At 65.4% G+C, this 12,900-nt stretch carries 8 protein-coding genes; 4 read left to right on the top strand and 4 right to left on the bottom strand.

Features of this window, described 5'->3' with window-relative positions; all coding sequences use genetic code 11:
* Nucleotides 1-125 precede the first annotated feature (125 nt).
* From ACLBWL_RS12350 to ACLBWL_RS12365, 4 genes are all read right to left on the bottom strand, one after another.
* Entirely contained in the window at nt 126-2,498 is a 2,373-nt protein-coding gene (locus tag ACLBWL_RS12350; RefSeq protein WP_447793520.1) for a PAS-domain containing protein, read from the bottom strand.
* Between the two features lie 145 nt (nt 2,499-2,643).
* A complete protein-coding gene (locus tag ACLBWL_RS12355) occupies nt 2,644-5,652 on the bottom strand; it encodes a TonB-dependent receptor plug domain-containing protein (RefSeq protein WP_447793390.1) in 3,009 nt (1,002 codons plus the stop codon).
* 197 nt (nt 5,653-5,849) lie between these two features.
* Nucleotides 5,850-7,283, bottom strand: a complete 1,434-nt coding sequence (gene ahcY / locus ACLBWL_RS12360) for an adenosylhomocysteinase (RefSeq protein ID WP_447793392.1) — start codon at nt 7,281-7,283, stop codon at nt 5,850-5,852.
* A 230-nt stretch (nt 7,284-7,513) separates the two neighbouring features.
* Complete coding sequence (locus tag ACLBWL_RS12365; protein ID WP_447793394.1) at nt 7,514-8,074, bottom strand: YqgE/AlgH family protein; 561 nt, start codon at nt 8,072-8,074, stop codon at nt 7,514-7,516.
* A 110-nt stretch (nt 8,075-8,184) separates the two neighbouring features.
* On the opposite strand from ACLBWL_RS12365, the gene ACLBWL_RS12370 reads away from it, so the two are divergent.
* The 4 genes from ACLBWL_RS12370 (at nt 8,185) to ACLBWL_RS12385 (ending at nt 12,562) form a co-directional block, all read left to right on the top strand.
* A complete protein-coding gene (locus ACLBWL_RS12370; protein WP_332754166.1) occupies nt 8,185-8,664 on the top strand; it encodes a peroxiredoxin in 480 nt (159 codons plus the stop codon).
* 220 nt (nt 8,665-8,884) lie between these two features.
* Entirely contained in the window at nt 8,885-10,321 is a 1,437-nt protein-coding gene (locus tag ACLBWL_RS12375) for an AMP nucleosidase (RefSeq protein WP_447793396.1), read from the top strand.
* Nucleotides 10,322-10,411: 90 nt separating this feature from the next.
* Nucleotides 10,412-10,960: a hypothetical protein gene (locus ACLBWL_RS12380; protein ID WP_447793398.1), complete on the top strand. Its 549-nt coding sequence runs from the start codon at nt 10,412-10,414 to the stop codon at nt 10,958-10,960.
* 105 nt (nt 10,961-11,065) lie between these two features.
* On the top strand, nt 11,066-12,562 hold the full coding sequence (locus ACLBWL_RS12385; RefSeq protein WP_447793400.1) for a helix-turn-helix transcriptional regulator: 1,497 nt from the start codon (nt 11,066-11,068) through the stop codon (nt 12,560-12,562).
* Nucleotides 12,563-12,900 lie beyond the last annotated feature (338 nt).

Raw genomic sequence — 12,900 nt, forward strand, 5'->3', positions numbered from 1 at the left:
CGCGCAAGAGCCCTCTCCCCCTCGGGGAGAGGGTTGGGTGAGGGGCTGTTTCGGGCGAAGCGCTGCTGGGCTTCCCCTCACCCCAGCCCTCTCCCCGGAGGAGAGAGGGAGCAGTGCCGCCGCCCTCATCGCCGCGGCAATTCGACGGTGATCAGCGTACCCTCGCCCGGCTCGGACACCAGTTCGATCGTCCCGCCGTGCGCCTCCACGAACTGCTTCGCCAGCGGCAACCCCAATCCCAACGCCCGATCCCCCATCGGCTTCGACTCCGCGAACCGGTCGAACGCATGCGCGACGGCCTCGGCGTCCATTCCGACCCCGTCATCCGACACCACGATCCGTGCGGATGTCGCATTGCCGTCGGTATGCAGCAACACCCGCCCGCCATCCGGCGTCGCCGCGACCGCATGCCGCAACAGGTGCTCGACGACCTCCTTCAACCGTTTCGGATTGCCGTTCACCCGCCCCGTCGATCGCGCGACCTCGACCGCGAAATCGAGTTTCCGGCGTTTGGCGGAGGGCAGGATAGTCTCAGCCGCGGCGCGCACCGTGTTGGCCAGATCGACGTCGCTCCGGTCGGTCTCGTCGCGATCGCTCTCTGCGCGCGTCAAATCGAGCACGTCGTCGACCAGCAGCCCGAGCCGCTCGACCGATTCGAGGATCGCACCGACATAGCCCTCCGCCTGCGGCGTCATCTCGCCCGCATAGCCGCCATGCAACATCTCGGCGAACCCGCTGATCGACGTCAGCGGCGTGCGCAACTCATAGCTCATATTGGCGACGAACGCCGTCTTGACCTTGTCGGCGGCCTCCAAAGCGTTCGCCCGGTCACGCAGCGCCTGCTCGGCGCGACGGCTGTCGGTGATATCGAGCATCGTGAACAGCGCGTTGCCATCGGGCAGTGGCACACCCGCGAACTCGAAATGCCGCCCGTCCGCGAACGCCACGCGGCCGCCGCGCTGCTGTCGCTCGACCGTCGCCGATCGGACCAGGTCGGGGATCAGCGCGGACCGGCTTGGCGTCGCGAGCTTGCCGCCGACCGCCTCGGCGAACGCATCGACGCGCGGATGCGCCGCGAGGAACTCCTCCTCGAGCCCCCACAACAGCCGGAACCGGTTGTTCCAGACCTGCAACCGGCCATCGGCGGCGAACACGCCGAGCGCCTCGAACAGATTGTCGAAGGTCGCGGTGCGCACCCGCAACAGCGTGTCGCGCGCGCTCGCGAGCTGGACCTGCTCGGTGCGATCCTCGAAGATCAGCAACAGCCCGCCATCGGGCAACGGCTGGGCGACGACGCGGAGATGCGTGCCGCCGCGCAAATGCCAGTTCTCCTCGATCGCACCCCCGCCGACCGGGCCGCTCTGCGATCCGCCGGTCTGCAGGAACCAGTCGCGCCGCTCCGCCTTCCAACTCGGGAAATCGCGCACCTCGGGCAGGCGATTGGCCTCGCGCATGCGTTCGAGCACGCGGTCGAATTCGGGGCGATCGGCAAGCCATTCGCTGCGCATCGCGAACATCCGCCGGAACGGCTGGTTGCAGAACACGAGCGACCGGTCGCCACCGAATTGCGCGACACCCGCCGACAGCCGGTCGAGCATCGCGCGCTGCGCCTCGGCGAAGCGCTTGGCGCCGGATCGTGCCTGTTCCAGCTCCTCGATATCGATCGCGAACCCGGCCACGCCGCCGCTCAGCAACGGCACGTCGTAGATCTGCAGCGACCGCCGCGCGCCATCGATCGTCGCCGGTAGGACCTGCTGATGCGGCCGCCCCTGTTCGCGCGCGACCGCCGCGCCCGCCAGCGGCCCGCCTCGGCCCGAGCCTTCGACCAGCTCCAATCCGCGCGCCACCACATCGGCGGCATCGCGCCCCTCGACCGCCTCGACATAGGCGGTGTTGACCATCGCCAGCCGCAGGTCGCTCGCACGGTACCACATCGGCATCGGCGCCGCCTCGATCAGCCCGGTCAGCGAATCATACGCGTCGGAAAGTCGCGTGGTTTCCGCACTGAGTCGCGCGATCTCCGCCTCGCTGTCGGTCGCATCGAACGCCCACAGCAACACCGCGCCGGTCGCGCCCATCTCGCCCGGCGCGCGGCCCCCGCGAAACGTGATCGCGCGCGTCGAGCAAAGCAGGCGGATCGAGCGGACGAATGCACGTCCCGATCGCTGCGCCGCGGTGATGTCCGCAATCAATCGCGCCGCGTCGTCCGCGGACAAACCGGTGCCGCCGGCCGCGAGCTCGGCCAGCAACCGCGGCGGCGCGTCGAAACCCAGCCAGTCCGCCATCCGCTGGACCATCTCGATCCGCCCACCCGCGCGCACGACGGTGACGATCGCCGGCGACCCGTCGAGCAGCGTCTTGAGGTGCGTATTCGCGTCGATCGCGTCGGCCGCCGCGGCGCGCGCGCGCAGACCCACAAACAGCGACGCGCCGCCCGCAACGATCAGCGCGAACAGCACCGCGCCCCCTGCGATCACCGCGCCGAGGCTCAAAACCATCATCGAAACCCTGTTCGCGCCATCATCGACCCTGTCTAGGCCAACACCACCGCGATGGGGAGGCCATCTCCAACGAAAAGCGGCGGACTCCGTTGCCGGAGGCCGCCGCCATCACGCTCTGCAGGTTAAACCGGACGCGGTCACATCAGAATTTGGGCATCTTGATGCGCGCACCGACGAAGAAGAAGCGTCCGATCGCGTCGACCGGATAGGTCGTCGACCCGTAGGCCGGCTTTTCATTGGCCACGTTGTTGACGCCGCCGTACATCGAGAAGTTCGGTGCGACATCGACGCTTGCGTAGATGTCGTGGACCCAGCGATCCTTATAGAACACATATTCAGGCGCCGAATAGTTCGGGTTGCCGTCCAGCGAATTCTTGCTGAAGCGACGCGTCTTATCGAACCACTGGACGCCGTAGTTGAGCGTCAGCGGGCCCTTCACCCACGTCAGATCGCCGGTCGTCTGGAATTTCGGCGCGAACGTGGTCTGGAGCGAGTCGGTGACCGGCGCGCCGGGCGTGCCGACGAACTCGAGCTTGTTGAGATAATTACCGATGACCTTGAAGTTGAACACGCCAAGATCGCCCGCCGACAGGCGATAGTTCAGGTTGAGATCGAGGCCGGCGGTCCGGAAGCTCGCGACGTTCTGGGGTCGTACGGTGAACCCGTTGATCAGTCCGGTGCCGGTCTGGCGCGTGATCGACTGACAGAACACGTTGTTCGTGTCCGCCTGGTCGACGCACAGCTCGGAAAGCTGCTGGGCGGTGACCTGGTTGATCGCGTTCTTCAGCCTGATGTCATACCAGTCGAACGAAACGCTGAGCCCGGGCAGGAACCGCGGCTCCAGCACCGCGCCCGCGGTCCAGGTCTTCGCGGTTTCCGGCGTCAGCGACGGATTGCCCGACTGGAAGCCCGAGATATTGACCGAACGCGTATCATCGAACGCAGCGACCTGGGCGGGGTTGAGCCCCGCTGCGGCCAGGATGGTCTTGCAGTTCGCTGCACGCGTCGCCTCGCCGAGGTTGAGATTTTCCGGCTTGCAGGGATCGTTGAAGAACTCGAACGTCTGCGATCCCCCGCCGAACAGCTCATTGATATTGGGCGCACGCGTGGCGCTCGAATATGTTGCGCGGAGGCGAAGGTCGCGAACCGGGGCATATTGGCCGTTGAGCTGCCACGTCGTCGTGCTGCCCGTTGTCGAATAGTCCGAATATCGGATTGCGGCGCCGAATTCGAGCTGGTGCGCGAAGCGGACGTTGCGCAGCAGCGGCGCGTTCAGCTCGGCAAAGCCTTCCTTGACGGAGTACTGACCGATCGTCGGCGACAGCGCGTTGGTATAGGTCAGCCCCTGCGCCGCCAGCGGGTCGGGGGTAAAGCCCGAGCGCTCCTTGCGGTATTCGCCACCCACCACGAACCCGAGCTCACCGCCCGGCAGGCTGAACATGTTGCGGAAATCGCCCGAGACGAAACCGTTGACGACCTGCTGCTCGACGAACGAGCGATCGGTCGTGTTAACCTTGATGAAGTCGAGGCCGGCCTGCGAGCTCTGGCCCTCGCCGAACAGGTTGATCGGCGAGCACTGGCCCGGGGCGAAGGTGGTCGGTGCAGTGACGTCGCGACCCGACGCGAACGGCTGGTCGGGAGTCCAGCCCGGCTGGATGTTGGCGCGACAGGTGATCTGCCCGGTCGCAGGATCGCGCACGGCATCGATCGCTGCGAAGAACCGATCGTCATAGATGTCGTTGACGTAGCGGCTCGTGACGTTGGTGCGGCCGTAGTTATAGGAAAGCTCGTAGCTCAGGCTGTCCGACAGATCGCCGCGGACGCCACCGACGCCGCGATACGTTTCACGCCGGATGTTCTCGCCACGCTGGCCCAGGTCGAAATTGTCGCGCGTGACCAGCACGCCGCCGATTTCGGGGTCGATCGCCGATCGGATGCTCGCGGGGATGTAGGGATTGTCCGAGGGGACGAAGAGATAATAGTCGAAGCTCGGCTGCGCGAGCGAGAACGAGCGGATATTGGCGTATTTGCCCTCGGCGAAGATCTTGAACTTGTCCGATACGTCGAAATGCGCGATCGCATTAACGACGTGCCGTTCGACTTCGGGGCGCAGATCGTTGCCGTAATCGGCGACCGACGTCGCCGAGCCGCCCTTGGCATAGCCGCCGGGGATCGTGATGCCGGGATCCCAAACGCTGCCGTCGCCGTCGAACTCCGGATACCCGTCACCGTTGACGTCGACGCCGCCGCGCCGCGACGTTCCATCGTAGCGGATATCGGTCTGGGGTACGAACAGATATGATCCGGGCGTATTTGCGACATAGTTCGGGTTGCGGTAGAAACCGACCCTGTTGGCGCCCCGGAGATACGAACGATCGCGCGTCTGCAACCGGTCGTCCATGCCATATTCGTAGGCGAGCGCGATATTGCCGCGGCCGTCCGCGAAGTTCTTGCCGGCCGTCACCGTCAGCAATCGCTGCCCGGTGTCGCCCTTGGCGGAGATTCCGGCCTGCCCGCGTGCCGTCAGACCCTCGAAATCGGTCTTGAGGATGAAGTTGACGACGCCGGTCACCGCGTCGGCGCCGTAGATCGCCGAGGTGCCACCGGTCAGCACTTCGATCCGCTCGACCAGGTCGTTGGGGATCGTGTTGACGTCGACCGACTGGTCGCCTGCGAGGCCGGCAACGTGACGCCGGCCGTTGACCAGCGTCAGCGACCGGTTCGTGCCGAGGTTACGCAGGTTGAGCTGGTTGAGACCGGTTGCACCGATCCCGGCGCGGTCGCCCGAATTGTCGCCCGATGTCGACGATCCGATCAACGCGGGGTAGCCGGTCAGGAAGTCCGTCAGGTTGGTGGTGCCCGATTGCTGGATCGTCTGCGCGCCGAGCGACACGATCGGCGACGGTGAGTCATAATCCGGCCGGCGGATCCGCGTACCGGTGACGACGATCTCGCTGTCCGGCACCGTTGCGGCGGGCGATTGCGGGGCGTCAGGCGCAGCCGTATCCGGCGCGGGCGTGGCGGGAAGGTTGGCGGTGTCGCCCGGCGCGGCCGTCTGCGCCATCGCCGGCGCCGCGGTCATCGCGATCAGCACGGCCAATGCCGAAGGCGCTGCAAACAGACCGCCGCTGCGGTTCACACTGAAATTCATTTTACCGAGCCCCTTGTTGAGCGCTGGTTCGTGAACTCCGCCACGTCACTGCGCAGTCATAAAAGGACATTTATTCTGCCGCTTCGCAACCCCACCGGATAATTTGAAACGACATGTTGCAATGCTGCAACAACGAAAAAGCCGCGCCCGCCTGATGGCGGACGCGGCTTTCGAAAAACCCTACGGAATCCTGAGGATCAGTAGCGGTAATGGTCCGGCTTGAACGGGCCTTCGACCGGCACGCCGATGTAACCGGCTTGCTTGTCGGAAAGCTTCGACAGCTTCACGCCGAGCTTCTCGAGGTGGAGCATCGCGACCTTCTCGTCGAGGTGCTTCGGCAGGACGTAGACTTCGTTCTTGTAGTTCTCGCCCTTGGTCCAGAGCTCGATCTGCGCGAGCGTCTGGTTGGTGAACGAGGCCGACATCACGAACGACGGATGGCCGGTGGCGCAACCGAGGTTCACCAGGCGACCCTTCGCCAGGATGATGATCTGCTTGCCGTCCGGGAACTTCACCAGGTCGGTGCCGGGCTTCACTTCGGTCCAGTCGTAGTTCGACAGCGCGGCGATCTGGATCTCCGAGTCGAAGTGACCGATGTTGCAGACGATCGACATCGGCTTCATCGCCTTCATGTGATCGGCGGTGATGACGTCGGCATTGCCGGTCGCGGTGCAGAAGATGTCGGCGCGGCTGACGGCCTCTTCCATCGTCACGACTTCGAAGCCCTCCATCGCCGCCTGCAGGGCGCAGATCGGATCGACTTCGGTGACCATCACGCGCGCGCCGCCGTTGCGGAGCGACTGGGCCGAGCCCTTGCCGACGTCACCGAAACCGGCGACGCAGGCGACCTTGCCCGCGAGCATGACGTCGGTCGCGCGACGGATCGCGTCGACCAGCGATTCCTTGCAGCCATAGAGATTGTCGAACTTCGACTTGGTGACCGAGTCGTTGACGTTGATCGCGGGGAACGGCAGCTCGCCCTTCTTCGCGATCTCGTAAAGACGATGAACGCCCGTCGTAGTCTCTTCCGAGACGCCCTTCAGATTCTTGACGGTCTCGGTCAGGTAGCCGGGGTTCTTCGCGACATACGCCTTGAGCGCACGCTGCATCTCGACTTCTTCCTCGTTCTCGGGCTCGGGCATCGTGTGGCCGGCTTCGAGCTTGGCGCCCCAGAGCGCGAACATCGTCGCGTCGCCACCGTCATCGAGGATGATGTTGGCGGTCTGACCCTCGATCTCGCGGTCCCACGAGAAGATGTCGCCGACATAGTTCCAGTAATCGGCCAGGCTCTCGCCCTTGATCGCGAACACGGGGACGCCCGATGCGGCGATCGCGGCAGCGGCATGGTCCTGCGTCGAGAAGATGTTGCAGGTCGCCCAGCGGACGTCGGCGCCGAGCGCGGTCAGCGTCTCGATCAGGACGGCGGTCTGGATCGTCATGTGCAGCGAACCGGTGATCCGCGCGCCCTTGAGCGGCTGCGCTGCGCCGAACTCGGTGCGCAGCGACATCAGGCCGGGCATCTCGGTCTCGGCGATGTTGATCTCGGCGCGGCCGAAATCGGCGAGGCTGATGTCGGCTACGACATAGTCGGGCTTGCCGTCGGTTTTCTGGGGCGCGAGCGTGGTGGCCACGAGGATATCTCCTGGGAATAATCTTTGATCGGCGAGCCTCATGCCCGTGCCGGATGCCGTGCGCCTTAGGGGATCGGGAGGCTCAAATCAAATATAAAGATATCTTTATATGATGGGTTGGGCAGCCGGACGGCCCTGCCAAACCGCGCCGTTCTCCTGCGAACGCAGGAGCCCAGGGTAACGAACGGCGTCCTGTGCGATGCTGGACTCCTGCGTTCGCAGGAGAACGGCTAAGCCCGCCCCGTCTCCGCGACGATCAACCGGGGGTCGACACCGGCCTGCGCGAAGGCATAGGTCCATCGATCCTCTACCGCCGTATCGAACAGCAGGTCGGTATCACCGAGCACGTTGAACCAGCCCGGTCGCGACAGTTCGCCCTCGAGCTGCCCGCCATCCCAACCGGCATAGCCCAGCGCCACCACCCACTGCGACGGCCCCTTCCCCTCGGCGATCGCGCGCAGCACGTCGACCGTGCTCGACAACTTCCACCGCCCGGCGACGTCGACCGAATCCTGCCCGCCCCAGTCGGACGAGTGCACCACGAACCCGCGGCGAGGCTCGACCGGGCCGCCGAAATGCACCGGCGCGTTGGGCGCATCGCCCGGTTCGATCCCGAACTGTTCGAGCAGATCGTGAAACCCGAGCCCGTCGATCGTCGCACCGATCCCGATCCCGATCGCGCCGTTCTCGTCATGGCTGCACATCGCGATCACCGCGCGCGCAAACCGCGGGTCGCTCATCCCCGGCATCGCGAGCAGGAATTGTCCGGAGAGAAAGGCCGTCTTGTCCATGCCGCACAACATAGCGGCGCATGCTTGCGGTCGCCACGCTTGAAATACCCCGCCCGGCGTCCAAGGTATCGCTCGCCCGCGACCAACGCGCGGCGACAGGAGATTTTCAGATGACGATCAGCGTCGGCGACCGCCTTCCCACCACCACACTCGTCAAGGCCACCGCGGATGGCCCCGATCAGGTCGATACCGACAGCTTTTTCAAGGGGCGGAAAGTCGCGCTGTTCGCGGTCCCCGGCGCCTTCACGCCGACCTGCTCGGCCAAGCATCTCCCCGGTTTCGTCGAGAAGGAAGCCGAGCTGAAGGCCAAGGGCGTCGACGAGATCGCTTGCGTCTCGGTCAACGACGCGTTCGTGATGGGCGCGTGGGGCAAGTCGGCCGGTGCCGGCGACATCACGATGCTGGCGGACGGCAATGGCGATTTCGCCAAGGCGATCGGGCTGACTATGGACGGCTCGGGCTTCGGCATGGGCACGCGCAGCCAGCGCTACTCGATGCTGGTCAACGACGGCGTGGTCGAGCAGCTGAACGTCGAGGCTCCGGGCGAGTTCAAGGTGAGCTCGGCCGAGCATCTGCTCAGCGAAATCTGATGTAAGGGGGCGGGAGCAATACCCGCCCCTCATTACCACCCCGGCGAAGGCCGGGGCCCAAGTGGCAAGGCCGAGGTAACTTCGGGATGCCCGCCGTTACATCCGTTCCCCAATATGGGCCCCGGCCTCCGCCGGGGTGGCGCATTAACACCGGGCGCGCTTAATCGTGACCATCCCTCGCGGTCTTGCCACCGTAACCTCCGCCACGTAACGCTACCCGATGACAATCGCATCCGACCTCGTCGCCGACCTCGACCGCCTCTATCGCGCCTCCGTCGAGCGCCTCCAAGCCGCCATGAGCGCCTATATCGCCGACGGCACCACACCCGATCCCGCCAGCCGCACCGACGGCTCGTTCGCCTATCCCGAAGTCCGCCTCATCTATAAGGGCGGTGTCGATCGACCCACGCCGCTGCGCTCGTTCGGCCGCATGGTCACACCCGGCGAATACAAGATCAGCGTCACCAAGCCCGCGATCTTCGCCGAATATTTGATCGAACAGCTGACGCTGCTGATCGAGGATTACGACGTCACCGTCGAAGCCGTCGAAGGTCGCCAGGAAATCCCGTTCCCGTACGTGATCGAGCCAGGCCACGCGCTGAGCCTCGACGAGGTCTCCGCCACCGAATTGTCGCGCCACTTCCCCGCGACCGAACTCGCGCATATCGGCGACGAGATCGCCGACGGCCTCTGGATCGCGCATGACGAGACCCGTCCGCTCGCGCTGTTCGACGGCCTGCGCACCGACTTCAGCCTCGCGCGCCTGCGCCATTACATGGGCACGCCGGCGGAACACGCGCAGCGCTTCGTGCTGTTCACCAACTATCACCGCTATGTCGACGAGTTCGTCCGCTGGGCCGGGACGCAGCTCGGCGAAGGCTCGCGCTTCACCAGCCTGTCGGGCGCGGGCGGGATCACGATCTCGTCGGGCGACGACATCGACAAGATCATCTCCGACAGCGCGTGGCGGCGGCACCAGATGCCCGCCTATCACCTTATGGCGGACGACCGCACCGGCATCACGCTGGTCAACATCGGCGTCGGCCCATCGAACGCAAAGACGATCTGCGACCACCTCGCGGTGCTGCGTCCCGAGGCATGGCTGATGATCGGCCATTGCGGCGGCCTCCGCCCCAGCCAGCGGATCGGCGATTACGTCCTCGCGCATGCGTATCTGCGCGACGACCACGTCCTCGACGACGTCTTGCCACCCGAGATTCCCGTCCCCGCGATCGCCGAAGTCCAGGTCGCGATGGCCAAGGCAGCCGAGATCGTCTCGGGGCAGTCGGGCGAGGAACTCAAGCGCCGCCTGCGCACCGGCACGATCGTCACGACCGACGACCGAAACTGGGAACTGCGCTATTCGAAGTCCGCGCTGCGCTTTTCGCTGAGCCGCGCGGTCGGCATCGACATGGAGTCTGCGACGATCGCCGCGCAGGGGTATCGGTTCCGCGTTCCCTACGGCACGCTGCTCTGCGTGTCGGACAAGCCGCTCCACGGCGAGCTGAAACTGCCTGGCCAGGCCAACCGCTTCTACGAGCGCGCGATCAGCGAGCATCTCCGGATCGGGATCGAGACCTGCGAGCAATTGCGACTGGAGGGCGCCAAGCTGCACAGCCGCAAGCTGCGCGCGTTCGACGAGCCGCCTTTCCGGTGAGGACCGCTCCAGCAGGACGCGGTTGAAAAACGGAGCGGAACGCGCCGCAATGCGTTACGCATCCGGAATCATTTCTGAGGGAGCATAGCCGTGGCCGACACCGACCCACCCGAAACGCCGCCCCAAACCGACGCCAAGAAGCCTGTCACCCGCCGCCGTGCGACGCGCGCGACCAGCGTACCGAAGTCGACCGCCGCCTCCGCGACCGCCAAGCCGGTAGCGCCGGCGAAGCGCGTGCCGGCCGCCAAGCGCGCCGTGGCGCCGAAGCCGGCAGTTGAGGCAAAGCCCCTGCCCGCTGCGGAAAAGCCCATCGCGTCGGCAACCCGAAAAATACCCAAGCCCGCGCCGAAACCGCGCTCGACCAAGCGCAGCACGCCGCGTCCCACGCCCGTGCGCAAGTCTCCCGCTCCCGCCCCGGTGGTGATCGCCAAACGCAGGATCGGCGGGAAATGGGGCGCCGCGATCGCCGGCGGCGTCGCGGTGATCGGCGCGGCCGCGGCCTTGCTAACACTCCGCGGCAGCACACCGAAAGCGACCCCACCCAAGCCGAAGGGCAAGCACGCGCATCAGGCGGACGGGACGGATTCGTCGAAGTCGCTGGCGGCCGGCATCGCCGATCCGGGAACGATCCCGGAGTAAGTGGGTGTAGGATGGTTGGGTCGACCGACGGAACAAGACCGATCGGTTCCGAATAATCAGGCCTAGGGTTCAAATACCACTCCGGCGAAGGCCGGGTCCCGATTGGTGGCCGACAGTAACGCGCGCTCTAACAGTTTTTCCGCCTTCGGATTTCTGGCGATCGACGATCTGATTACCTGCACGAGCAACCTTCTGATACTGCTCGGTGTGGAGCCGAGGACAAACCAAAGACGGTCAGCTTCGGGGAGCGGAGTGAGGACCAGCGCGAAGGGTGCATGCGCCGACAGCCGGTCGACGGACGTCCTGCTTGCAATCGGCCCCCGCCAACGTGGGCCGCAAGGTCTGCGGCGACATCGCCGGCGTCAGTTGCCAGCCCGTGACGACGAGCGCAGCGGCGACCGCCACACCGGCAATTTGGCGGCGGACGAGGCAAGTCCTCAGGTCACATCGATTCTTGGCTATGCATCACCGCTGGGCAATGGCCATGCCGTGTATCGGGCCCTGCAAGCCCATGCGAAGAATTTCGATCTCAGCGCAGTCACGACACGGCACCTTGGCAGTGCAGCGAACGTGATCGGCGCGCCAGAGCTCGGGCTTGGCTTCCTGATCCGTTCCAGCGCGATGGCGCGTGAGGAGGGCCGTCTCGGTGAGCTACCACGCACGCTTTTCGCCCAGGCATGGGCGCAAGTCGAAGTCGGCCACTGGGACGATGCGCTTGCGGCCGCCGCCGAAGGCGTGACCTTGGCGGAAGAAACCGGCGGACGGCATTGGGTCGCTGCGTCGAAGATAGTCGAGGCGCGCGTTGCCGGGATGCGGGGAGACATGGCAGCCTTCATCGCGCGATCGACTGAGGCGGAACGGATCGCGCTCCCGCTCGGGGCGAGCTTCCTCCTGGCCATGCTGCAGCTCGCACGAACGACGACCGCGCTGGGTGCCGGCCGTCCGCTGGAGGCCTTCGACCACATTCAGCGGATGTTCGATCCGGCCGATCCCGCCTACAATTCGAGCATCCAGTTCTATGCCGCGAGCGATCTGGTCGAGGCAGCCATCGCTGCCGACCGACGTGACGTGGCGGTACGGATGCTCGCCGACATTGTAACCGCGACAAATAGGAAGCCCGTGCCGTGGGTTGGAGCCAATCTCGCCTACTGCAAGGCGCTCGTCGCGGCGCCGGAGCGCTCGGGAACGGCTTTCGACGCGGCGAGCCGCGAGGACCTCAAGGACTGGCCATTCCTGCGTGGGCGCTGCCTTTTAGCCCAAGGCGAATATCTTCGGCGGAGTCGCAGACCAGCCGAAGCGCGCGCGCCGCTACGCGCCGCAGCCCAGACGTTCGATGCCCTGGGCGCCGTACCCTGGAGCGAACGCGCCTGGAACGACCTGAGGGCAGCCGGCGAAGGGAGCCGACCGAGCGAGACGCTTTTAGCGAGCGTTCTCAGTCCGCGAGAGCTTCAAATAGCACAACTCGCAGCTGCGGGGCTCACGAACAAAGAGATCGGTAGGCGGTTGAACCTTTCCCACCGCACCGTGGGGTATCACCTCCATAAGATTTTCCCCAAGACTGGCGTCACCGCGAGATACGAGTTGCGAGACGTATTGAACTAGGTGTTCTTTTCGCTCGACAGCTAGTGTCAGCCCAACAGACTGGTGCCGATCGTTCGCAGTGCCAAAAACTGCCCCGCTCGCCTGCCGCTTTGAGCGATGGAATTTGCACTGCTCGCGCTACATGTCCGCGAGGCGACGAGCGAGCGTGCCTGCGCCGAACTTTATCGCGGTGCGAGCGGTGCTGGCGTTCGCGCGCTTCCCCATGATTGCGGGGAACGGCACGCCCAACTACCACCCGTGATCGAATGGCGTGATCGGTTTGTCCCGAATAATCGATTGGACAAATGTCTGTCGGTCGCTGCATCTTGCCGCATCACGGTTACACCTATCGAGAGAGG

The organism is Sphingomonas sp. M1A8_2b (genome assembly GCF_053345535.1).